At 73.6% G+C, this 23,399-nt stretch carries 19 protein-coding genes and 1 pseudogene; 5 read left to right on the top strand and 15 right to left on the bottom strand.

What is annotated here, in order from left to right:
- Nucleotides 1–45: 45 nt before the first annotated feature.
- From AB0O29_RS12630 to AB0O29_RS12620, 3 genes and pseudogenes are all read right to left on the bottom strand, one after another.
- Complete coding sequence (locus AB0O29_RS12630; protein WP_365150310.1) at nt 46–597, bottom strand: hypothetical protein; 552 nt, start codon at nt 595–597, stop codon at nt 46–48.
- A 1-nt stretch (nt 598) separates the two neighbouring features.
- A complete protein-coding gene (locus tag AB0O29_RS12625; RefSeq protein ID WP_365150307.1) occupies nt 599–1,141 on the bottom strand; it encodes a hypothetical protein in 543 nt (180 codons plus the stop codon).
- 98 nt (nt 1,142–1,239) lie between these two features.
- Nucleotides 1,240–1,897 (bottom strand): annotated as a pseudogene (locus AB0O29_RS12620) (glutathione S-transferase C-terminal domain-containing protein); the annotation flags it as partial.
- 357 nt (nt 1,898–2,254) lie between these two features.
- Here AB0O29_RS12620 and AB0O29_RS12615 point away from each other — a divergent pair.
- Nucleotides 2,255–3,577, top strand: coding sequence for a hypothetical protein (locus AB0O29_RS12615; RefSeq protein WP_365150304.1), 1,323 nt, complete (start codon nt 2,255–2,257; stop codon nt 3,575–3,577).
- 49 nt (nt 3,578–3,626) lie between these two features.
- Here the strand turns inward: AB0O29_RS12615 and AB0O29_RS12610 are convergent, their stop codons facing one another.
- Complete coding sequence (locus AB0O29_RS12610) at nt 3,627–5,570, bottom strand: transglycosylase domain-containing protein (protein WP_365150316.1); 1,944 nt, start codon at nt 5,568–5,570, stop codon at nt 3,627–3,629.
- Nucleotides 5,571–6,044: 474 nt separating this feature from the next.
- Here AB0O29_RS12610 and AB0O29_RS12605 point away from each other — a divergent pair, with 474 nt between their 5' ends.
- The 4 genes from AB0O29_RS12605 to AB0O29_RS12590 all read left to right on the top strand — a co-directional run bounded on the left by AB0O29_RS12605 (nt 6,045) and on the right by AB0O29_RS12590 (nt 11,205).
- Entirely contained in the window at nt 6,045–7,187 is a 1,143-nt protein-coding gene (locus AB0O29_RS12605) for an amidase domain-containing protein (RefSeq protein ID WP_365150301.1), read from the top strand.
- 260 nt (nt 7,188–7,447) lie between these two features.
- On the top strand, nt 7,448–8,863 hold the full coding sequence (locus AB0O29_RS12600; RefSeq protein WP_365150298.1) for a family 2B encapsulin nanocompartment shell protein: 1,416 nt from the start codon (nt 7,448–7,450) through the stop codon (nt 8,861–8,863).
- Between the two features lie 96 nt (nt 8,864–8,959).
- Nucleotides 8,960–10,318, top strand: a complete 1,359-nt coding sequence (locus AB0O29_RS12595; protein WP_365150295.1) for a family 2 encapsulin nanocompartment cargo protein terpene cyclase — start codon at nt 8,960–8,962, stop codon at nt 10,316–10,318.
- 17 nt (nt 10,319–10,335) lie between these two features.
- Nucleotides 10,336–11,205 carry a geranyl diphosphate 2-C-methyltransferase gene (locus AB0O29_RS12590; protein WP_365150292.1) on the top strand — a complete coding sequence of 290 codons (870 nt, stop codon included), beginning with the start codon at nt 10,336–10,338 and terminating at the stop codon, nt 11,203–11,205.
- 76 nt (nt 11,206–11,281) lie between these two features.
- Here the strand turns inward: AB0O29_RS12590 and AB0O29_RS12585 are convergent, their stop codons facing one another.
- The 11 genes from AB0O29_RS12585 to AB0O29_RS12535 form a co-directional block, all read right to left on the bottom strand.
- On the bottom strand, nt 11,282–12,376 hold the full coding sequence (locus AB0O29_RS12585; protein ID WP_365150313.1) for a M20 family metallopeptidase: 1,095 nt from the start codon (nt 12,374–12,376) through the stop codon (nt 11,282–11,284).
- 74 nt (nt 12,377–12,450) lie between these two features.
- Complete coding sequence (locus AB0O29_RS12580; RefSeq protein ID WP_365150289.1) at nt 12,451–13,569, bottom strand: LLM class flavin-dependent oxidoreductase; 1,119 nt, start codon at nt 13,567–13,569, stop codon at nt 12,451–12,453.
- A gap of 59 nt (nt 13,570–13,628) precedes the next feature.
- Complete coding sequence (locus AB0O29_RS12575) at nt 13,629–14,990, bottom strand: NtaA/DmoA family FMN-dependent monooxygenase (protein ID WP_365150286.1); 1,362 nt, start codon at nt 14,988–14,990, stop codon at nt 13,629–13,631.
- Between the two features lie 31 nt (nt 14,991–15,021).
- Complete coding sequence (locus tag AB0O29_RS12570; protein WP_365150283.1) at nt 15,022–16,149, bottom strand: LLM class flavin-dependent oxidoreductase; 1,128 nt, start codon at nt 16,147–16,149, stop codon at nt 15,022–15,024.
- 123 nt (nt 16,150–16,272) lie between these two features.
- The gene (locus tag AB0O29_RS12565) at nt 16,273–17,583 is read right to left on the bottom strand and encodes an MFS transporter (protein ID WP_365150280.1); all 1,311 of its coding nucleotides are present in this window, start codon (nt 17,581–17,583) and stop codon (nt 16,273–16,275) included.
- Complete coding sequence (locus AB0O29_RS12560) at nt 17,583–18,677, bottom strand: PLP-dependent cysteine synthase family protein (protein ID WP_365150277.1); 1,095 nt, start codon at nt 18,675–18,677, stop codon at nt 17,583–17,585. The genes AB0O29_RS12565 and AB0O29_RS12560 overlap by 1 nt, the downstream gene beginning before the upstream one ends.
- Before the next feature lie 119 nt (nt 18,678–18,796).
- Nucleotides 18,797–19,153 (bottom strand): hypothetical protein, encoded by a 357-nt coding sequence (locus AB0O29_RS12555; protein WP_365150274.1) that lies wholly within the window; start codon nt 19,151–19,153, stop codon nt 18,797–18,799.
- Between the two features lie 174 nt (nt 19,154–19,327).
- Entirely contained in the window at nt 19,328–19,960 is a 633-nt protein-coding gene (locus tag AB0O29_RS12550) for a hypothetical protein (protein WP_365150271.1), read from the bottom strand.
- 312 nt (nt 19,961–20,272) lie between these two features.
- The gene (locus tag AB0O29_RS12545) at nt 20,273–21,058 is read right to left on the bottom strand and encodes a methyltransferase domain-containing protein (RefSeq protein WP_365150268.1); all 786 of its coding nucleotides are present in this window, start codon (nt 21,056–21,058) and stop codon (nt 20,273–20,275) included.
- 136 nt (nt 21,059–21,194) lie between these two features.
- The gene (locus tag AB0O29_RS12540; RefSeq protein WP_365150265.1) at nt 21,195–22,643 is read right to left on the bottom strand and encodes an ATP-binding protein; all 1,449 of its coding nucleotides are present in this window, start codon (nt 22,641–22,643) and stop codon (nt 21,195–21,197) included.
- Entirely contained in the window at nt 22,636–23,313 is a 678-nt protein-coding gene (locus AB0O29_RS12535; protein WP_365150262.1) for a response regulator transcription factor, read from the bottom strand. Before AB0O29_RS12535 ends, AB0O29_RS12540 begins: the two co-directional genes overlap by 8 nt.
- Nucleotides 23,314–23,399 lie beyond the last annotated feature (86 nt).

Here is a 23,399-nt window from a genome sequence, read left to right as displayed (position 1 = left end):
GTGCCGCCGGCGCGGGCCGGCGGCACCCGGGGGCGGCGGGGGTGCTCAGGCGTTCAGCAGGCGGTTGAAGAAGGAGCGGTAGTGCCGCAGGGCCTGGCGCAGGTCCTCCGTCGCCACGTCGTCACCGCGCTGCCACTGGCCCTCCAGGTCCTGCTTGTGCGAGGCGAAGGTGCCGGCGAGGCTCCGCATGACCTCGGCGACCAGGGTGTCCGCCGAGGTGACGGCCTCGCGCGGGTCGTCGACGAAGCGGCCCTGGATCTCGCTCCAGGCCGTCCGGAAGTGCTCGGCGTCGCCGGAGGCGAGCAGCGGCTGCCCGTCGCCGCTCCCGTCCGCCTCCACGGGGGACCGGGCCGCCGGCCGGTCGTCAAGCCGGTCGGACGGGCCGAGCCCGTCCGCTCCGTCCGACCCGTCCGCCGCGGCGAACCCCTCGTCCTCCCGTCCGCCGCCGGCGGAGCGGCCGGACAGGTCCTCCCCGGTCGCGTCGCCCGGGAACACCGGGGGACCCGTGTCCGGGCCGCGGCCCGCACCGCCCGGACCCGCGAGGTCCTCGGTGGTCAGGCGGGCCGTACCCCGCTCCGTCTCTTCGTGGGTGCCCATGTCACCGGCTCCTCTGGTCCGTCAGCAGTTCGTCGAACAGGGCGCGGTAGTGGACCATCGCCGCGCGGAGCTCCTCCGTGGTCGCCTGCCCGCCCGCGCCGCGCGCCCTGATCTCGTGGGCGGCCCGGTAGTGCTCCAGGGTCCGGCCGTGCTCGACCGACAGGTCGCGGACGGCGCCGCGGTAGCCGTCGGTCGGGTAGCCGCGCTCCCGCATCAGCCTCGCCACCAGGTCGTCGGCCTCGTCGACCGAGCCGGCCGGCCGGTCCACGAAGTGCTCCTGGACCTCGCCCCACCGGTCGGCGAACAGGCGGCGCCGCTCCGGGGGAAGATCCCTGAGGTCGAGCTTGTCGTGCCGGACCTCACGGGCGTGCAGATCGCGCTCGGCGGCCATCACGCCGCCCTTCTCCTCGACCGTCCGCTCGTACTCCGGCCCGAAACGGTGGCGCAGGTGGCGCCGTCGTGCGAGCAGGGCGAGGGTCACGGTCAGGGCGAGCACCACGACCACCGCGGCCACGATGACGGCTATGAGTGTGTTGGTCGACATCTCGGTCCTCCGTCCCGGGCGCCTCGCGCCTGTACGAGCGCGGCTGCCCACCCCGTGAGCCGACAAACCATCTGGAAACGCCGCGTTGCGGCCGTGGTTCAGCCGAGCGGGCCGTGGGCGTACGGCACCGCCTCCCCGGGAGGTACGGGGTCGGGGGCGGTGCCGTCGCCGAACGGGCGGCCGCCCATGCGGGCGCGGCCGTGCGGGGTGAGCCAGCCCCGCGGGTCGGGACCCGCCGGCACGATGCCGGTCGGGTTGATGTCCGTGTGCACGAGGTGGTAGTGCCGTTTGATGTGATCGAAGTCGACGGTGTCGCCGAAGCCGGGCGTCTGGAACAGGTCCCGGGCGTACGCCCACAGCACCGGCATCTCGGTCAGCTTCCGCCGGTTGCACTTGAAGTGGCCGTGGTAGACGGCGTCGAAGCGCACGAGGGTGGTGAACAGCCGCACGTCCGCCTCCGTGATGGTGTCGCCGACCAGGTAGCGGGTCCGCGCCAGCCGCTCGGAGAGCCGGTCGAGGCGGTCGAAGAGCCGGCGGTACGCGTCCTCGTACGCCTCCTGGGACCCGGCGAACCCGGCCCGGTAGACGCCGTTGTTCACGTCCCGGTAGACGGCCTCGTTCACGCGGTCGATCCGATGGCGCAGCCCGGGCGGGGTAGGCCTCCCGGAGCCGCTCGATGCCGAGTACCGGGTCGCGCCCGCCCGGGTCGAGGTCGAAGCTCCAGCTGCGCTCGTCGTGGACCGGCCCCGCCACGGCACGTAACCCACGTCCGGCGCCTACCCGGCGGGGTCCGGAGCGAACGTGGTAGGTGGCGATATGTCGGAAATGGCCCGCACGCTCCCTCCGTGTCCGCCCCCGGCGCACGCCCCCGGCGGGAGGGTTGCGCCCCGCAACCGGTGCCTGCCCGGCCGCCCCCGCGGCGGGAATGGAGCGGAATGTTCCGGGAAGGACAGGAGGCGCACGCGCGCCGCGGATCCGAACGGACTGTGAGATGGCTGTGAAGCGACGGACGAGGGGGGTCCGGGGTGCGGGAAGAGTGCCGACAAGTTCTATATTCGTACGAACCATCCACGCGCGGCGGCCCGGCTGCGGTGATCAGGGGGGACGACAGGCATGGCCGACACCGACACCGCTCCGGGCACCCGGACGGAGTCCCGCAGTGCCCGCAAGCACCAGCGGAAGGCGCGCAGCCGCAAGCGCCTGGGCATAGCCATAGCCGTCGCCGCCCTCGGCGGGGCGGCGGCCACGGCGTACGCGTTCACCCTGGGCGGGGCCTCGGGGGCCGCGCAGCGCGAGGCGAAACTCACCGCCTCGGAGAGCGCCGCCGACGCGGCCGCCGCCGCCAAGGGCGCCGAGCAGCCCTGGGACGGCAAGGTCAAGGTGCTGGGCGACGGCTCCACCTCCTACACCGGCCCCCAGCCCAACCAGCTCAAGCCGGAGAAGCTCAAGCCCGGCGAGAAGCCGCCGCAGTTCGTGGTCTTCTCCTGGGACGGCGCCCTCGAAGGCGATGACCACCTCTTCTCGCACTTCCGTCAGGTGGCCAAGGAGAACAAGGCCCACATGACCTTCTTCCTCACGGGCATCTACCTGCTGCCCGATGACAAGAAGATGCTCTACCGCCCGCCGCAGCACCCCCAGGGCTCGGCCGCCATCTCCTACCCGACCGTCCCGCACGTGAAGTCCACCCTCGGCCAGCTGCGCGGCGCCTGGACCGACGGCAACGAGATCGGATCGCACTTCAACGGGCACTTCTGCGGCCCCAAGGGCGGAGGGGACTGGAGCCCCGACGAGTGGAAGAGCGAGATCGACCAGACGTACGCCTTCGTCAAGAACTGGAAGACGAACACCGGCTTCACCAAGGAGGCGCCGCTGCCCTTCGACCCCGACCGCGAGGTCGTCGGCGGACGCGCGCCCTGCCTGGAGGGCCAGAAGAACCTCCTGACGGCGATCAAGCCCTACGGCTGGCGCTACGACGCGAGCTCCTCGGGCGACTTCCAGCTGTGGCCGTCCAAGCTGAGCGGCATCTGGAACTTCCCCCTCCAGCTCGTGCCGCTCCAGGGCAAGGAGCTCCAGGTGCTCTCCATGGACTTCAACTTCCTCTACAACCAGTCCGGCGACAGCACCAAGGGCGACCCGTCGAAGTACCCGGCCTGGGAGGCGCAGACCCGCGGCTCGTACATGAACGGCTTCAACCGCGTCTACAACGGCAGCCGCGCCCCGATGTTCATCGGCAACCACTTCGAGGACTGGAACGGCGGCATCTACATGCAGGCCGTCGAGGACGTGATGCGCGACGTCTGCCCGCGCTCGGACGTCCGCTGCGTGTCCTTCAAGGAGCTGTCGGACTGGCTCGACGTCCAGGACCCCAAGGTCCTGGCCCAGCTGCGCATGCTGGACCCCGCGCAGGCGCCCGACTGGAACACCCTGATCAAGTGACGGGGCCGGGGACGGGCCGGGGCGTCCGCCGCCCCGGCCCGTCCCCGGGCTACTTCACCGCCTTGATGTAGTCCGTCCACAGCCGCACCGCCCGCTCGCTGCCCGGCGTGCCCGGGGCGTCGCCGCCCAGCCCGGTCAGCGGCTGCGCGATCAGGTCCGTCAGCGCCATCCGGTAGACCACCACCGCCGTGGACTCCTTCTCGGTGTTCGCCACGAACCAGCCCGCCGTGTTCGCCGCCGTGGTCCCGGTCTTGCCCGCCGCCCCCGGGTGCGCCTTGGCCGCCGTCTTCGCCGACCCGTCGTTGACGGCGGAGCGCAGGGCCTCCGTCACCGAGCGGGCCGTCTTCGCCGACATCGCCCGGACCGGCTTCGGCGGGTCCATCGCCACCGCGGCGCCGTTGCGGCTGACCGAGCGCACCGAGTAGGGGTCGGTGTGCATGCCGTCGGCCGCGAAGGTCGCGTAGGCGCCGGCCATGCGGATCGCGCTGGGCTTGGAGTTCTCCCCGAGCGAGAACGTGGGGATCCGCGTCCCGAGGCTCGACGGCAGCAGGCCCGCCCCCTCCGCGAAGGTCTCCACCCGGTCGAGTCCGACGTCGAGCCCGAGCTGGAGCATCGGGGTGTTGACGGAGTTGGCGACGGCCTGTTGCAGGGTCACCTGCCCCCAGCTCCTGTTCCCGTCGTTGCGGCCCTTGACCACCTTGCCGCTGCGGTCCCAGTACGGGCCCTCCGGCGTCTGCACGGTCACCTGGTCGTTGCCGTCGTAGACCGTCGAGGGGGAGACGGGCGTACGGTCCTTGCCGCGCGTGCGCACCACCCCCTCCTCCAGGGCGGCCGCGTAGACGAGCGGGGTGAAGGCCGTCCCGACCGGGATCGTCGTCGAGTTCGCCTGGTTGAAGCCCTGCTTGAGGTAGTCGGGGCCGCCGTAGACCGCGAGCAGCCGCCCGTCGGGGGCCACGCTCGCCGCGCCGATCTTCGCGTGGGTGTCCGTCCCGGGCCGTTTGTCCGGGTCGAAGTCCTTCTGTGCCTTCTGTACGGCATCCGTCAGCGCCGCCATGCGGGACTGGTCGAAGGTCGTGTAGATCTGGTAGCCGCCGAGGTCGAAGTCGGAGTCCTTGATGTGCCCGGCCTTGACCGCGTAGGCCTTGGCCAGCTCCACCAGGTAGCCGTTCTGGGCGCCGGGGGTGCCGGCCGTGCCCGGGCCGGAGGGCTCCGGGAACTTCGTGTACGTGGCCCGCTCCGCAGCCGTGAGCTGCCCGGTGTCGACCATGCGGTCCAGGATCCAGCTCCAGCGCTCCACGGCCCGCTTGTGGTTCTCCGGGCCGAGCGCGGGGTCGTAGAGGCCCGCGCCCTTGAGGAGGGAGGCGAGGAAGGCGCCCTCGCTGGCGTTGAGCTTCGAGACGTCCTTGCCGTAGTACGCCTGGGAGGCGCGCTGGATGCCGTACGTGCCGCGCCCGAACCAGCTGGTGTTGAGGTAGTCCTGCAGGATCTGCTTCTTGCCCGTCTGGTTGTCCAGCTTCAGGGCCAGAAGGATCTCGGTGAACTTCCGGGAGAGGGTGCGGTCCTGGTTCAGGTAGGCGTTCTTGACGTACTGCTGGGTGATGGTGGACCCGCCCTGGGTCTCGCCGCCCGTCAGCGCGGCGCGCACGGCGCGCATGACGCCGGAGGGGGAGACCCCGGGGTCCGTGTAGAAGCTGGCGTTCTCGGCGGCGAGCACCGCTCCCTGGACCTTGGGGGGCACCTTGTCCAGGGGCATCTCCTGCCGGCTGACCCAGCCGGTGCGGGCCATGGTGGAGCCGTCGGCCCAGTAGTAGACGTTGTCCTGTTGTGTGGCGAAAGAGTTGAGGTCGTCGGGTATGTCCGTGGTGGCGTAGGCGATGCCGACGAAGGCGACGAGACCCGTGAACAGGTACAGGCAGGCGCCCAGCCACTGGCGCCAGGAGGGTATCCAGCGCCGCCAGCCGCTGCGGCCGGGCCGCGGGTACGCGGGCCGCATCCGCCGCAGCAGCGGGCGCACGCGGGCGGCGGCGGGCGCGAGCACCCGCTCCAGGCCCGGCGCGAGCGCCCCCAGCCGCGCCCGCAGCCGCCCCGCGCCCGCGCGCGGCCGGCGGCGCGTCCCCGATCCGCCCCGGCGGCCCGAGGAGGCCGCTGCGCCGGCGTCCGGGGACGTGCGTCTGCCCCGAGACCGCCCTCTTCCGCCCGTATCGTGCCTGGCCACTGCGGATGCTCCCTCTTCCGTGCTTTCCCGGACACCCTAGATGCATTTGCTGTGAGGCGGTGGGAGTGCCCACCGCGGCGGCCCCGTCGTCCGCGGGCCCGCCGTGGTGACGAAGCGGAGTCGCGCGGCTGCGCTGACGGGCTGCTCCTACCGGGCATCCGGTGACAAAGCGGAACGTGGCGAATCAGTCGGCTAGTTGTGCGAAAATTCCGTCCTCCCGGTCTGAGTGGACCGGGTGACAAGGGGAAAACAGTGATACCTAAGAGGTTCAGGCCCGCCGCCATCGCGGCCCTGACCGTGGCCCTCGCGTCCGGAGGCTTCTTCGCCTACTCGGCGAACGCCGTGTCCGGGCCCGTGGAGGCCGACAAGGCCACGACCGAAGCCTTCGCCCGCCTCGCGGACGACGTGCTCTCGCAGCGCACCCAGGCGCTGGTCGACGGCCAGACCGTGCGCCACGGCCACGGTCAGGGGGGCAAGAAGAAGGCCCGCATGTCGGACGGGCTGAAGAAGGACCAGGACGCGGCGATCCAGTCGCTGCGCGACCGCAAGACGCGCCTGGCCCAGCTGGGCGAGGCCTACAGCGGTGCCGACACCAAGGTCACGGTCGACCGTGCCACGGTGACCGGGGGGAAGGCGACCGTCGAGGTCACCGAGCAGACGACGCTCACCTACAAGAAGGTGCACGGCGACGAGCCGTCGACCACCGACTTCAAGACGCGCTACGAGCTCACCCTCACCGGCAAGAAGGGCGGTGACTGGGAGCTCCAGACGATCAAGTCGCAGGAGAACGGCCCGGTGGCCGTCAACGAGCCCGTCGCCGCCAAGGCGGCCGTCGTCAAGGACGACGGCAACCAGTACCCGGACGGCACGCCCGCGTCCACCAAGTACCCGGCGACGGCCAAGCCCAAGACGCTGACCGGCGGTGCGTACAACTACAACGCCATGGCGCAGTACGCGGAGAAGTACTGGAGCAACTACAACCCGGCGTACCGCAAGTTCAGCGGCAACGGCGGCGACTGCACCAACTTCATCAGCCAGGCGCTGAACGCGGGTGGATGGAAGCCGGTACCGGGCACCTCGTCGGACTACCGCAACTGGTGGTACGACGGCGCCAAGCAGTCCGATTCGTGGGTCGGAGCCAACGAGTGGGCCTGGTTCACGCTGTCCAACCAGCGGGCCGCCAACCTGGCCAACGTCTACCAGCTGGACGTCGGCGACATCCTGCAGGCGGACTTCAACCGGGACGGGTCCAAGGACCACTCCATGATGGTGACGTACCGCAGCAAGGCCGGAATGCCTTACCTGACGTACCACTCCACCAACACGTACCGGAAGTCGCTCGCGAGCATCCTCGCGTCGTACCCGAACGCGACGTACTTCGCGTACCGCACCTGACCGACCGCCCCCACGGGCAGTCGCCGGCCCCTCCCGCCGCGGAACCACCGCGGAGGGAGGGGCCTTTTTCGTGCACCGGCGGCCGAAAACCGCTGGTCGGCGCGGCAAACCTCGTACCGAGAAAGATCACTGCATCGAAGTAATACCAACGGCATTTCGCGGCTGACCGGCCGAATCGGCCGTTACTGTTCCTCAGGATCTGGACGGATTCCCGGATATTCATCCTCTTTTTCCAGTTTTGCGAAGGAGAAGCTCGTCCGATGACCATTGACACCAGCCCGGAAGCGCAGCTGCAGGAACCGCCCCAGCAGCAGAGCCTGAGCACGGCCGCGGCCCGCAACCTTGCCACCACCACCAAGTCCGCGCCGCAGATGCAGGAGATCACCTCCCGGTGGCTGCTGCGGACCCTCCCCTGGGTCGAGACCAAGGGTGGTACCTACCGGGTCAACCGCCGGCTCAGCTACACGGTCGGCGACGGCACCATCGACTTCGTCCAGGACGGCGCCAGCGTCCGCGTGATCCCGCAGGAGCTCGGCGAACTCGCCCTGCTGCGCGGCTTCGACGACGTCCAGGTGCTCACCGCGATCGCCGACCGCTGCGTCCAGCGCGACTTCCGGGCCGGTGAGGTCCTCGTGGAACGCGGCACCCCCGCCGACCAGATCCACCTCATCGCCCACGGCCGCATCAGCCAGACCTCCGTCGGCAAGTACGGCGACGAGGTGGCCGTGGCCGTCCTCGCCGACGGCGAGCGCTTCGGCGAGAACGCCCTGCTCGACGCCGACGCCACCTGGGACTACACCGCCACCGCCGACACCCCCGGCACCCTGCTCACGCTCTCGCGGGCGGAGTTCGCCGCCGTGCTGGCCCAGGCGCCCCTGCTCCAGGAGCACATCCGGAAGTTCAGCGCCCTCCCGCTCCAGCGGCAGAACCGCCACGGCGAGGCCGAGATCGCCATGTCGGCCGGCCACACCGGCGAGGCCGAACTGCCCGGCGCCTTCGTCGACTACGAACTCAACCCGCGCGAGTACGAACTCTCCGTCGCGCAGACCGTCCTGCGGGTCCACACCAGGGTCGCCGACCTCTACAACGGGCCGCACAACCAGACCGAGGAACAGCTCAGGCTCACCATCGAGGCGCTGCGCGAGCGCCAGGAGCACGAGCTGATCAACAACCGCGAGTTCGGCCTGCTCCACAACGCCGACTTCAAGCAGCGGATCCAGACCCACTCCGGCCCGCCCACCCCGGACGACCTCGACGAGCTGCTCTGCCGCCGCCGGGGCACCCGCTTCCTCTTCGCCCACCCCAAGACGATCGCGGCGATCGGGCGCGAGTTCAACGCGCGCGGCCTCTACCCGGACCACGTCGACCTCGGCGGACAGCAGGTCCCGGCCTGGCGCGGGGTCCCGATCCTGCCCTGCAACAAGATCCCGATCACCAAGGAGAACACCAGCTCCATCCTCGCCATGCGCATCGGCGAGGACAACCAGGGCGTCATCGGCCTGCGCCAGACCGGCCTGCCCGAGGAGTACGAGCCGGGCCTGTCCGTGCGCTTCATGGGCATCGACGAGCGGTCGATCATCTCCTACCTGGTCTCCACCTACTACTCCGCCGCCATCCTCGTGCCCGACGCGCTCGGCGTGCTGGAGAACGTGCAGATCGCCCGCCGGCGCGACTAGCGCCACCGCACCGCCACGACAGTCCGGGCCGTCCCGGGCCGACCGAGCATGCCCGGGGCGCGGGACGGCCCACTCACCTCACCAAGGAGTCACGCGATGCCCGACCCCGGGCCCTCCCCCCAGCAGCCGGGACCACCCGCCCCGGCGGCCCGCTTCGGGGCACCGGCCCTCGCCGACGCCCTCGCACCCGTGCGCGCGCCCGCCGACCCGCCCGCCGTCGGCGGCCGGGTCCTGCCCGCCCGGCCGGTACGGCCCTTCGGCGCCGCCCCGGTGGCGGAGGCCGCCGCTCCCGTGGCGGAGGCCGCCGCTCCGGCGCCCGTGGCCGTACTGCCCGGGAGCTCCGCGGGCGCGCACTCGGCCGAAGCCCTGCTGCGGATCCTGCGCGGTCCCAGCGGCCTGGGCACGGTGGGCCTGCACTGGGCCCGGGACGAGGAACCCCCGGCCGCCCCGGAGCCCCCGGAGCCCGTGGCCCCGGCGGCCAGCCGCCCGATCCCGGGTCTCTACCACCACCCGGTGGCGGAGCCGGACCCGGTCCGGGTGGAGGAGCTCAGCCGCCGCATCAAGGCCTGGGCGGTGGACGAGGTCCAGGCCTTCCCCCCGGAGTGGGAGGACCAGTTCGACGGCTTCTCCGTGAGCCGCTACATGGTGGCCTGCCACCCGGACGCCCCCGACATGGACCACCTGATGCTCGCCGCCCGGCTGATGGTCGCCGAGAACGTGGTCGACGACGCCTACTGCGAGGACGGGGCCACCGCGCCCGACGTCGGCGGCCGGCTGCTCCTGGCGCACACCGCCCTCGACCCGGTCCACACGACGAAGGAGTACCAGCCGGCGTGGGAGGAGTCGCTCTCCTCCGACGCCGCCCGGCGCTCCTACCGGTCGGCCATGGCCTACTTCGCCGAGGCGGCCACCCCGTCCCAGGCCGACCGCTTCCGGCACGACATGGCCCGGCTGCACATGGGGTACCTCGCCGAGGCCGCCTGGGACGAGACGGAGTACGTCCCGGAGGTGTGGGAGTACCTGGCGATGCGCCAGTTCAACAACTTCCGCCCCTGCCCCACGATCACCGACTCCGTCGGCGGCTACGAACTCCCGGCGGAGCTCCACGCGCTGCCCGCCATGCAGCGGGTCATCGCCCTCGCCGGCAACGCCACCACCCTGTCCAACGACCTCTACTCGTACATGAAGGAACTCAAGAGCCCAGGCAAGCACCTGAACCTGCCGGTGGTGATCGCCGAGAAGGAAGGTCTCTCCGACAAGGAGGCCTACCTGAAGGCGGTCGAGGTCCACAACGACCTCATGCACGAGTTCGAGGCCGAATCCGCCGCGCTCGCCGCGGCCTGCCCCGACCCGCGCGTGGCCCGCTTCCTCAAGGGCGTGGCCGCCTGGGTCGACGGCAACCACTACTGGCACGCGTCCAACACCTACCGATACACCCTGCCCGATTTCTGGTAAACGAGGGGACTTATTCCATGACCAGCACCGTCAGCACCACCCCGTTCATCCCCGCTCCCGCGACGCCCTACCAGGGTGACATCGCCCGCTACTGGAACGAGGAGGCCAGGCCCGTCAACCTGCGCCTCGGCGACGTGGACGGCCTTTACCACCACCACTACGGCATCGGCGCCGTCGACCACGCCGCCCTCGGCGACACCGAGGACAGCGCTTACGAGAAGAAGCTGGTCGCCGAACTGCACCGGCTGGAGTCGGCCCAGGCCGACCTCCTCCTGCACCACCTCGGCGCCATCGGCCGCGACGACACCCTCGTGGACGCCGGCTGCGGCCGCGGCGGTTCGATGGTCATGGCCCACCAGCGCTTCGGCTGCAAGGTCGAGGGCGTGACCCTCTCCGCCAAGCAGGCCGACTTCGGGAACAACCGCGCCCGCGAACTGGGAATCGAGGAATCGGTTCACTCCCGCGTCTGCAACATGCTCGACATGCCCTTCGAGACCGGCCAGGCCGCCGGCTCCTGGAACAACGAGTCGAGCATGTACGTCGACCTGCACGACCTGATGGCCGAGCACTCCCGCGTCCTCGCCGTCGGCGGCCGCTACGTCACCATCACCGGCTGCTGGAACCCGCGTTACGGCCAGCCCTCCAAGTGGGTCTCGCAGATCAACGCCCACTTCGAGTGCAACATCCACTCCCGCCGCGAGTACCTGCGGGCCATGGCCGACAACCGCCTCGTCCCCCAGGCCGTGATCGACCTGACCCCGGACACCCTGCCCTACTGGGAGCTGCGGGCCACGTCCTCCCTGGTCACCGGGATCGAGGAGGCGTTCATCGAGTCCTACCGCGACGGCTCGTTCCAGTACGTCCTGATCGCGGCCGACCGCGTCTGACCCGGCGGCGGCCGCAGCCCGGCCGCCGCACGCGAACGCCGGGCCCGTCCTCGACGGGCCCGGCGCCGTGGTGCGTTCAGGGTTGCTGGAGCGAGGCCACCAGGTCCGCGACGAGCTGCGCCCGCTCGGCCATCGCCTCGATCACCACGTACTCGTGGTCGGCGTGGGCGCCGCCGCCCACCGCGCCGAGCCCGTCCAGCGTGGGAACCCCCAGCGCGGCCGTGAAGTTGCCGTCGCTGCCGCCGCCCACCGCCCGGGCCTCGATCCCGGGCAGCAGCCGCTGCGCCACCGCGAACAGCCCGGCCGCGGCCGACTCGGGCATCGGGGGCCGGGTGATGGACCCCGCCACCGTGATCCGGGCCCCGGGCAGGTGCGGGGCCAGGGCCGCGAAGGCGGCCTCGACGCGCTCGCGCTCCTCGGCCGTCTCCACCCGTACGTCGACCACGACGGTGGCCTCCGCCGGGACGACGTTCTCCAGGGTGCCCGCGGCCGCGACCGTCGGGGTGACGGTCGTCCCGGCCTCCGGACGGCCGAACGCCGTGATGTCCAGGACCTGGTGGGCCGCCTCGACCAGGGCGTTGACCCCGGCCGCGGGCTCCAGGCCCGCGTGCGAGGCGCGGCCGGCGATGGAGACCTGGAAGGCGCCGCAGCCCTTGCGCCCGGTCTTGAGGCCCCCGCCGTCGGCGGCGCCCTCCAGCACCAGGACCGCGCCGCAGGCCAGGGCGCGTTCCTCCAGCAGGGCCCGGGAGGAACGGGAGCCGACCTCCTCGTCGGCGGTCATCAGGATCTCGACCCCCGACCGGTCGGCGAGCGTCGCCAGCCCGTGGACCGCCTGCACGATGCCGCCCAGCATGTCGAAGACCCCGGGGCCGCTGACCCGGCCGTCCCGGACCGTGAACGGGCGGCGCTCCAGGGTGCCCAGCGGGAACACCGTGTCGTGGTGGCCGAGGAGCAGCACCCTCGGTTCGCCGCCGCCCGACCAGTGGACGTGCGGACCGGCCTCGCTGTCGACCAGGACGGCATGGCCGCCCAGACGGTGCTCGATGATCCCGGCCACGGCCTTCGCCGACGCCGCCAGGGCCTCCACGTCGCGCGAGGGGGACTCGACCTCGACGAGCGTGCGCAGGTCCTCGATCATCGCGTCGACGTCCACATCGGCACCCTTCTGCATGGTCACGTCGCACAGAGTAGTACTCCGTGTGCCCGGACGGAGGTCCGGCCCGGGCGCGGGCGGCCGTCCGGGCGTCAGCGGCGGGCCCACTCCTCGGCCAGGAGGCGGTACGAGCGGACCCGGTCCGCGTGGTCGTGCGTGATCGTGGTGATCAGCAACTCGTCGGCCCCGGTGGCCTCCTGGAGCCGCTCCAGCTGGTCGGCCACCGTCTGCGGCGAGCCCGTGAACTGCGTCTCCACCCGGTCCGCCACCAGGGCGTGGTCGGCCTCGGACCAGCCGGCGGTCAGCGCGCGGGCCTCCTCGGGGGTGGGGAAGGGGATGGCGCCCTCGGCGCTGCGGATGCTGTGCACCCAGGGCGCGTACCCGGCGGCCAGCTCCCGTGCCGAGGCCTCGTCCGGGGCCACGACCACGTCGGCGGAGACGCTCAGGTAGGGCCGGTCCAGTCCGGCCGACGGCTTGAACGCGGCCCGGTAGCCCTCCGCCGCCTCAATCACCGTCGACGGGGTGACGTGGTAGTTCGCCGCGAACGGCAGCCCGTGCCGGCCGGCGGTCTCGGCGCTCTGCCCGCCGCTGCTGCCCAGGATCCACACCTCCACGTCCGCCCCCTCGCCGGGCACGGCGTGCGCCGCGAGGCCCTCGGCCGAGCGGTACTCGCCGCGCAGCAGCGCGAGCACGTCCTCGACCTGCTCCGCGTAGTCCTGCGGGCGGGCGCCCGGCAGGTTCAGCAGCTTGCGGTGGAGCTCCACCCTCGGGTGGCCGAGCAGATGGGCGAAGGAGAAACGGGGCGGGATCCGCAGGCCGTTCGGGGTGTACCCCTCGAAGGGTTCGGCGCCGTCCGGGCGCGGGGCGGGGGCGCCCGCGGAGCGGCCGAGGCCCAGGTCGAGGCGGCCCGGGTGCAGGGCGTCGATCAGGCCGAACTCCTCCACCGTGGACAGCGCGGTGCGGTGGCCGAGCTGCACGGCGCCCGAGCCGATCCGGATCGTGGAGGTGGCGGCGGCGGTCAGCGCGAGGACCACCGCCGGGGAGGTCCCCGCCAGGCCGGGGTTGAGGTGGTGCTCGGCGAACCAGTGGCGGGTGTAGCCGAGGCGCTCGGCCTGGCGGGCCAGGTCGATGCTGTGGTGCAGGGCGTCGGCGACGGTGGAGCCGGTGGGGACGGGGATGAGGTCGAGGACCCCGAGGGGGATGCGGGACATGGCCGGGTCTCCTTGCGGGCCGGGTGGCGGGGGACGGCGGGAACGCGGGGCCGGGGGGCTCAGGGGGCGCCGGCCGCCGGTACGTCGAGCCCGAGGTGCTCGCGCAGGGTGGAGCCCTCGTAGTCGGTGCGGAAGGCCCCGCGCTCCTGGAGCAGCGGGACGACGGTGTCGGCGAAGCCCTCCAGCCCGTCCGGGGTCAGGTGGGGGACGAGGATGAAGCCGTCGGCGGCGTCCGCCTGCACCAGCTCGTCGATCGAGGCGGCCACGGTGGCGGGGGAGCCGACGAAGGTCTGCCGGCCGGTGGTCTCGATGACGAGCTCGCGGATGGAGAGGCCCTTGGCCTCGGCGAGCTCCCGCCACTGCCGGGCGGTGGCCACGGGGTCGCGGAACATCCGTACGCTCGCCCGCCCCAGCGCGACCGTGTTCTCGCCGGGCTCGGGGTCGACGTCGGGCAGCGGCCCGTCGGGGTCGTAGCCGGACAGGTCCCGGTTCCAGACGTGCTCCAGGTAGGCGATCGCGGTGGCCCCGCTGACCTGGAGCCGGCGTACCTCGTGGGCGAGTTCGCGGGCCTCGGCGTCGGTGTCGCCGAGGACGAAGGTGGCGGCGGGCAGGATCAGCAGCTGGTCGGGGCGGCGGCCGTGGCGGGCGAGGCGCCGTTTGACGTCGGAGTGGAAGGCGCGGCCCTCCTCCAGGGTCCCGTACCGGCTGAAGATCGCGTCGGCGTGGGCGGCGGCGAACTCCCGGCCCTCGTCGGAGTCGCCCGCCTGGAAGACGACCGGACGGCCCTGCGGGCCGCGCGGCACGTTGAACCGGCCCTCGATGTCGAAGTGCCGGCCCCGGTGCTCGAAGGCCCCGGCGCGGGCGTCGCGCAGGAAGGCGCCGGTGGCGGGGTCGGCGGCGATCTCCGTGCCGTCCCAGGAGTCGAACAGCCCGGTGGCGGCGGCCAGGAACTCCCGGGCGCGGGTGTAGCGGTCCTCGCGGGGCAGGAAGCCGCCGCGCCGGAAGTTCTCGCCGGTGAAGGCGTCCCAGGAGGTGACCACGTTCCAGGCGGCGCGTCCTGCGGACAGGTGGTCGAGGGTGGCGAACTGGCGGGCCACCTCGTAGGGCTCGTTGAAGGTGGAGCTGATGGTGCCGGTCAGGCCGATCCGCTCGGTCACGGCGGCCAGCGCGGCGAGGACGGTGAAGGTGTCGGGCCGGCCGGCCACGTCCAAGTCGTATATCTTCCCGCCCTGTTCGCGCAGGCGCAGTCCCTCGGCGAGGAAGAGGAAGTCGAACTTGGCGCGTTCGGCGGTGCGCGCGAAGCGCACGAAGGAGTCGAACTCGATGTGGCTGCCGGCCGCCGGGTCGCTCCAGACGGTGGTGTTGTTGACCCCGGGGAAATGGGCCGCGAGGTGGATCCGCTTGCGCGGTCGGGTGCTCATCGTGTCCTTCCTCTTCCTTCCGGTTCCGGGGTCAGGCGGTGGCCGCGGGGGCGGCGTACCGGTTGGCGGGGCGCTCCAGGCCCAGCAGCCCGCGCAGGGTGGGCGCCCCGTACGCCGTTCTGAAGGCGCCCCGCCGCTGGAGTTCGGGGACCAGCCGGCGGGTGATCAGCGGGAGGTCGCGGGCGAGCACGGCCGGGCGCAGCCGGAACCCGGTCAGGCCCGCCTCCCGCCAGTCCAGGAGCAGTCCGGCCAGAGCCTCCGGGGTTCCGGTGAACACGGCGGCGTCCGCGGGGGCCGGCTGCCCCGCGACCGCGTCGAGGCGCTCGCGCCGGGCGGCCGCCGCCGGGCCGTCCTCCTCCAGGAACACCGTGAGGTCGCCGAAGACGTGCGCGGTCCCGGGGACGGAGGACGCGGCCGCGCGGGCCTCGTCCCCGTCGCGCGGGGTGACGTACACGAGGTCGACGGAGCCGGGCCGGGGGGCCACCGCGCCCGCCGAGGCCGTGACGAGGGGCTGCCCCTGCGGCGGGCGCGGGGTGATCGAGGGGCCCCGGACGCTGAAGTGCGGCCCGGTGAAGTCGATGGGGTGGAGCCTGTCCCGGTCGAGGAACCGGCCCGTGGCCACGTCGCGGATCTCCGCGTCGTCCTCCCAGCTGTCCCACAGCCGGCGGACCACCTCCACGTGGTCGGCAGCCTCCCCGGCCGGCTCGCCCACCGGGACCGGGAAGGTCCGGCGCCCGAAGTGCGCGGCCTCGTACGGCAGCGAGGAGGTCTGCACGCGCAGGCCCGCCCGGCCCCGGCTGACGTAGTCGAGGGTGGCGATCGCCCTGGAGACGTGGAACGGCTCGGTGTGGGTGGCCGTGACGCTCGGGACCAGCCCGATGTGCCGGGTGAGCGGGGCGACCCGGGCGGCGGTGAGCACCGCGTCCAGCCGGCCGCGCACCTGGTCGGTGCGGGCGTCGGGGGCGGTGGCCGAGGACGACTGGAGGGCCAGGGCGTCCTCGAAGGTCACGAAGTCGAGCAGTCCCGCCTCGGCTTCGGTGACCAGGCCCGCCCAGTGGCGGGCCGTGAAGAGTTCCGCCGGCCGGGCGCCCGGCTCGCGCCAGGCCGCCGGATGCCAGCCGGCGCCGTCGAGGGCGACGGCGAGGTGCAGTTCGGACATGCCGCTGACGCTACGCAGCCGGTGTGTACGGTACAACGACCGCAGTGTTAAAGGAGTTTGGCGGCCGTGTTGCCCGCTCCCCGGCGGTGGGCGCGCCGGGGGCGGACGGTGGGCGGACCGGTCTCAGGCGGTCACGGCCTCCCGTGCGGGGGCCTCGTGCGGGGGCGGCGCCAGGCGGCCGGTGCGGTGCAGCCCGTACAGCGCGGCCGTGCAGCCGAGCCCGAGGGCGAAGAGCGCCAGCCAGGGCAGCGCGGACATCCCCGCCGCGCGGGCCGCGTCCAGCGCGGCCCCCGTGAGCAGGTTCCCGAGCGCGATGCCGACGCCGCAGACGGTGTTGTACAGCCCGTAGTGGGTCGCGACCAGGCGGTCGCCCGAGAGGCGGACGATGGTGTCCATCTCGAAGGGGTAGGCGATCATCGTGCCCAGCGCCAGCAGCAGCGCCGACAGCGCCGGCGGCACCGCCGCCAGCAGCCGTGTCCCCGTCACCGAGTCCGGAGCCGGCAGCGCCGTGGCGGCCAGCAGCGGCAGGAACGCGGCGCCCATCGCGAACAGCCCCCAGGCCAGGGCCCGGCCCGGTTCCATCCTGGCCTTGCACCAGGCGGTGACCCGGGTCTGGAAGAGGATCGTGCTCAGCCCGGAGACGGCGAACAGCACCGCCACCGCCGCCGTGCCGAAGCGGCCCTCGCCGCCGACGCGCCGGACCTCCAGCGGAAGGGCCAGGTACACCTGGAAGTTCATCACGTACGAGCCGATCATGGCGACGGAGAACAGCAGGAAGGGGCGGTTGCGCAGGATGCCGCGCCACTGGGTCAGCACCCCCTCCCGGGACCCCGGCGCGCGCTCCGCGGGGGAGTCCCCGCCGCGCCGCTGCGGCAGGGCCCGGATCTGCACGATGCTCAGCACCGCGAAGATCCCGGCTGCGACCAGGCAGGTGACCCGGAAGTCGACGCCCGTCAGCACCATGCCCACCAGCGGGCCCAGCAGGATCCCGGCCTGGTAGAAGACGTTGAACAGGGCGAAGGCCTCGACGCGGCGCTCGCCCGCGTCGGCCGCCAGGTAGGCCCGGCTGGCCGGGTTGAACAGGGCCCCGGCCAGGCCCGTCGCGGCGGAGGCGGCGATGAGCGCGGGCACGGAGTCGACCAGGCCGAGCGTGGCGAAGCCGGCGATGCGCAGCGCCAGCCCGGCGACGATCATCGGCTTGTAGCCGAACCGGTCGGCGAGGGTGCCGCCGATGAGGAACATGCCCTGCTGGCTGAAGTTGCGGACGCCGAGGATCAGCCCGACCGTCCAGCCGGCCAGCCCGAGGGGTCCGGCCAGGTGGGCGGCCAGGTAGGGCATGAGCATGTAGAAGCCGAGGTTGATGGTGAACTGGTTCACCATCAGCAGCCGGACGCTGCGCTCGTACGTGCGGACCTGCGCGAGGGTGCCCTTCATCAGGCGGACACCCCGGTCCGGGCCAGGGTGAGCGGGTCGACGACGGTGGCGCAGCGGGTCCAGCGGGTGACCTCCCGCTCGTCGAGCCGTCCGATGGTGTCGGGCTCCCGCGCGGGAGGGGAGTCGAGCAGGCCGTGCGCGGCGCAGTAGTCGTCGTCGTACACGGTGCCGAGATAGCGCTGCGGTCCGTCGGGGAAGACCGCCGCGATCCGGGTCTCGCGGGGCAGGGTGCGGGCCAGCCAGCCGGCGACGAGGGCGACCGCGCCGACGCTCCAGCCCCCGGTGGCGTAGTGCGAGGAGGCCAGCTGGCGGCAGGTCCAGACGGCCTCGCCCGGAGCGACCCAGTGCACCTCGGAGAACTGCTCGTAGGCCACGTTGCGGGGGTAGATGCTGGAGCCGAGGCCGCGCATCAGCCGGGTGCGGGCGGGCTGGCCGAAGATGGTGGAGCCGACGGTGTCCACGCCCACCACCCGCAGCTCCGGGTAGAGCTGGCGCAGGACGCGCGAGACGCCCGCCGAGTGGCCCCCGGTGCCGACGCTGCACACCAGGACGTCGACGTGGCCCAGTTCGGTGGCCAGTTCGAGGGCGAGCGGGGTGTAGGCGGTGGTGTTGTCCGGGTTGTTGTACTGGTCGGGGCACCAGGAGCCCGGGTGCTCGCCCAGCAGTTCGGTGACCCGGTCCCGGCGCGCCTGCTGCCAGCCGCCGGTGGGGTGGGGTTCGGAGACGACGTTGACCTTGGCCCCGTACGCCGTCAGCAGCCGGGTCATCGAGGGCTCCAGGCCGGGGTCGGTGACCAGGGTGACGGGGTGTCCGTAGACCATCCCGGCCAGGGCCAGGCCCAGGCCCAGGGTGCCGCTGGTGGACTCGATGATCCGGGCGCCGGGTGCCAGGTCCCCCCGGGCGCGGGCCCGCTCGACCATGTGCAGGCCGGGGCGGTCCTTGATGCCGCCGGGATTGAAGCCCTCCAGCTTCGCCCAGAAGCCGCGGCCCGCCGGGGACAGGGGCTCGGAGACGCGCAGCAGGGGGGTGTTGCCGACCAGTCCGGAGAGGGTGGTGCGGGCGGGCGGGGTGACGTCGGTGGCCGAAGGATGCATGGTTCCGCTCTCGTTCGATGGTGCGTCGGAGGTCGCTCTCGGGAGGAGTCGTGCCGTGGCGGGGCCGAGTTCCCCGCCGGGCCCGCGTCGGCGTGCGCGCGCGGGCTCACGGGAGCGGCCTAGAGCCGCCATCGGCAGACGACGGCCAGGGTCGAACGTGCGGAACGGGCCCGGACGGGTCCGCCCGGGCCCGGCTCCCGGGCCTGGTCGGAGGCGGTGCCGGCCCCGGGAACCGCCTGGGGCCGGGCCGCTCCGGCGGGCTGGGGGGTGCCGGGCCGGGCGGTGGGTGCCGGGTCGGCGGGGGAGCAGGCGAAGCCGTGGGCGGGGTCGGGGTGCGGGTGCCCTTCAGTCCCCGTGGGCCCGGGCTGGAGCGCGGCTCCGGCGTTCGCCGAGGCGTTCGCGACGGGCGCGTGAGTGGGGGAGGAGCAGGAGGGGGCCGTGAACAGCAGGGCCGCGAGCAGGGCGACGAGCAGCACGGCACAACGGGACGCTACGGGACGAAAGGGGTGTACGCGGGGATGGGCGGGCACTGTTCCTCCGTGCGGCGGGCGCCCCCCGGCCCGGGTGGGGGCGGGGCGGCGGGGGATCGCGGGGGAGGCTCCCGGGCACGGCGGTGCGTGCGGGGTCGCCGGCGGCGTGGACCCCGCGGTCTACACCCGCAGGACGGCGGAGCCTCCGGGAGGGGCCGGGGCGGTGCCGCCCGACGGCAGGGCCGCGCCGGCCGCGCCGGAACGGGAGGGGCCGCCGGCCGGGGCGCAGCCCTCGACGGGGGCCGCGGGGGCGGCCGGGACGTCGGCGCCGGGGGCCGCACGGGGCGGCAGGGGCACGCACTCGTGCACCGGGTGGCCGGGGTCGTGCCGCTCGACGACGGCGGCGGCCGGGGCGACGGCTTCGGCCCCGGCGGTGCCCGCCCCGGCGGTGATGGCCCGGGCGGTGTCGGCCGGGGCGACGGCTTCGGTCACGGCGGTGTCGGTCCGGGCGGTGTGGGACCCGGCCGGGTGGGTCTGGATGGTGCCGGTCCGTGCCGCGTCGGGCCCGGGCATGAGGGCTCGGGGGGTGTCGGGCAGGGACGCTGCGGTGTCGGCGGGCCGGATCGGGAGGGCTCCCGGGGCGCCGCCGGAGGCCGAGGCGTGGTGCGGGGTGGCGTGGTCGGCCGTGGTGTGGGAGCCGCCGGTGCCGTGTGCGCAGGCCAGGGCCAGGAGCAGCAGGGTCAGCCCGAGCAGGTGCAGCAGACCCGCGGAGGAGCGGGCCCGCCGCAGGCGGGGCGACCGGGCTGTGACCACGCCGTGATCTTAGCGTGCCCCCAGCGTGATGACGGGCCGCGAATCGGACAATCGGCAGCCGGGTTCCGGACGGCCGTACACCGGAAGGGGGTCAGGCGGCCCGGCTCCCGCGCGTCCAGCGGAACCCGCAGGGCGCGCGGCTCGGCCCCCAGCGGGCTCGGCGGCACCGCGGGGACGCACGCGCGGGTGGTGCGGCCGGCCGGGCCGCCGCCCGGGGCCCGGCAGGCCGGTACCGCCCACGGCTCCGCGCCCCGCGCCCGGGCCTCGGCGGCGGCCGGGGGCGTCAGGCCGGCGCGGGATCCCAGGGGGGCGTCAGGCGGGGTCCGGGGTCGCGCGGACGAGGACCAGCGAGCCCTCGTAGGTGCTCTGCGTGCGCAGATGCCCGTAACGGGCGTCCCAGGCTCCGGAGGCCAGGTCGCGGCGGAGGCTCACGTCGAAGCGCTCGCGCACCCCGTCGTCGACGAAGCTCCACGCCGAGCAGGCCTGCCGGGCGGCCGGGTCGAGGAGCATCTCGGGGCGCCCGTAGTAGGCCTCGTTGAAGCCGTCGGTGCAGTCCAGCGGGATCGGCACGGTGTGGACCGTCCCCGTGCCGCCGACGGCCGCCGCGATGTCCTCCACGCGCGGATAGCGCAGGGCCTCGGTGTCCAGGACCTCGGGGGCGTACTCGTACAGCCAGAAGTCGCGGACCAGTTCGGGGGCGCAGGTGAGGACTACCACCGGGCCCCGGGTGACCCGCCGCATCTCGCGCAGGCCCCGGGTGACGTCGCTCCACTGGTGCACGCTGAAGAGGGTCATCGCCCCGTCGAACTCGCCGTCCGCGAAGGGCAGGTCCTCGGCGACGGCGTCGACGGCGCGGGTCAGACGGGCCGGACGCTGGGCGCGCATCGACCGGGAGGGCTCCACCGCGGTCACCTCGCGCGCCGCGTTCTCGTACGATCCGGCGCCGGCGCCGACGTTGAGGACCGTGCGGGCCTCGCCCAGGGCCTCGGCGATGAAGCGCGCGATACGGGTGTCGGGCCGCCGGAACGAGGAATAGCCGGAACCGATGGCTCCGTAGTCGACGTCCCCGGCGCTGCCGTCCTGAGTGCGTACATTCATGGTTGCATCCTGCATCCGCGAGGCCCGTTTCGTACATGGCCTTGCAGATGCTTGTGGAAACAGCCATACGGGCAGCAGGTGTGGAATGGAGGATGGTCCGGTCCCTCCCCCGTCCCCGGTCCATCCGTACGCCCGTTCAGCCGGCCCCGGACTCCGGCGGGAGCACGGGCAGCCGCAGGACCAGGCGGGCCCCCGCGCGGGAGCGCTCGGCCGTGAGGGTGCCGCCGTGGTGGGCGGCCAGGTCGCGGGCGATGGCCAGCCCCAGGCCGGCGCCGCCGTGGTCGCGGCTGCGGGCGTCGTCGAGCCGGGTGAACCGCTCGAAGACCCGCTCCCGGTCGGCGGGCGGGATGCCGGGGCCGTCGTCACGGACCTCCAGGACCGCCGTCCGCGTCTCCGGCGGGCCCGCGGTGCGCAGCGCGACCTCCACCCGACCGGCGGCGAACCGCTGGGCGTTGTCCAGCAGGTTCGTCACCACCCGGATCAGCCACAGCTCGCTGCCCTCCACCTCGACCCCGGCCTCGGCGCGGACGGCGACCGGGACCCGGTCGCCCAGCCGCGAGCCCACCGCGTCCCGCACCAGGCCGCCCAGGTCCAGCCGGGTCGACGCGGCCGGCTGCGCGGCGTCGATGCGGGCCAGCAGGAGCAGGTCGGAGCAGAGCCGCTCCAGCCGGTCGGTGTCCTCCAGGGCCCCGCTGATCAGCTCCGGCCACAGCTCGGGGTCCCGTACCGCCAGGGCCACCTCCAGCTGGGTGCGCAGCACGGTGAGCGGGCTGCGCAGCTCGTGCGAGGCGTCGGCGATGAACTGGCGCTGGCGGATCCCGGAGGACTCCAGGCGGTCCAGGGTGCCGTTCATCGTCCGGGCCAGCCGGGCCACCTCGTCGCCGGTGGGCGGCACCGGGACCCGGCGGTGCAGGTCGCGGTCGGTGATCTCGGCGACCTCCGCGCGGATCGCCTCGACGGGCCGCAGGGCGCGGCCTGTGACATGCCAGGTCACCAGCGCCACCAGCGCCAGCAGCAGCGGCCCGCCGACCACGAGGGCCGCGGTGGTGGTGTCGTCCGCCGCGTCCACGTCCCGCAGCGAGGTCCCGACGTAGACGGTGACCAGGCCGTCCGGGGTCTGGGTGGTGACCTGGACCACCCGCTGGCGGTGCTCGCCGCCGAGCGGGCGGATCCGCCAGGTGTGGAAGGCCGTGCCGGGCCGCAGCGGTCCGGCGGGCCCGAGCGCGGGCAGGCCGGCCAGGTTCGGGGTCGCGCGCAGCACCCGCCCGCGGGCGTTGACCACCTGCACGAAGTCGGCGCCGTGCAGCGGCGCCCGCATCCCGTCGAGGCGGCCGCCCGAGGCGAGCTGCGCGACGGCCGCCGCCTGCTCCTCGGCGTCGCGCTCGGCGTTGCGCAGCATCCCGGCCCGGAGCAGCCCGAGCAGCGCCACCGAGGCCAGGGCCAGGGCGACGGCCACCACGAGGACGGCCCCGGCCGTGGCCCGCGCCCGGACCGTGGCCGGCCACAGCCGGAGCGCCAGCGCCCGGCAGCGGCGCAGCGGACGCTTCAGGGCGCGCCGGACGCGCGCCGCCCGCCCCTCAGCCACCGTCGGCCGCCAGCCGGTAGCCGACGCCGCGCACCGTCTCCAGGGCGGACCGGCCGAACGGCGCGTCGATCTTCCGGCGCACCGCGCTCACGTGCACCTCGACCACGTTGGGATCGCCGTCGAAGGCGCTGTCCCAGACCTGCTCCAGGATCTCCCGCTTGGGCACCACCTCGCCGGGCCGCCGGGCCAGGTACTCCAGCACCGCGAACTCCCGCGCGGTCAGCCGGATCTCCGTCTCCCCGCGCGAGCACAGGTGGCGGGCCGGGTCCACGAGGAGGTCGCCCAGCCGCAGCGCCTGCGGGCCGCGCCGGCCCGTGCGCCGGGCCAGCGCGCGCAGCCGGGCGACCAGGACGAGGTAGGAGAAGGGCTTGGAGAGGAAGTCGTCGGCACCGGTGTCCAGTGCCTCCGCCTCGTCGTACTCGCCGTCCTTCGCGGTCAGCATCAGGATCCCGGACTGGTTGCCGGCCGCGCGCAGCCGGGCGCAGACCCGGTATCCGTTGAGGCCGGGCAGCATGATGTCGAGCACGATCAGGTCGTACACGTGCTCGCAGGCCATCCACAGCCCCTGCGGCCCGTCGTGGGCCACGTCCACCGTGAACCCCTCGGACTGCAGGCCGCGCTGCAGCGCGGCGGCCAGCCGCCGTTCGTCCTCCACCACCAGTACGCGCATGCCGACCAGGGTCTCAGGCCCGGCCGGGGCTTTGCTGAAGAGGTCTTCAGCGGGCTTCAGGTGGGCTTCAGCATCGCCTCGGCAGG

The organism is Streptomyces sp. NPDC089915 (assembly GCF_040684675.1).
GTDB lineage: Bacteria > Actinomycetota > Actinomycetes > Streptomycetales > Streptomycetaceae > Streptomyces.
Note: the sequence above shows the minus strand (reverse complement) of the source record. Positions and strands in the feature narration are given on the sequence as shown.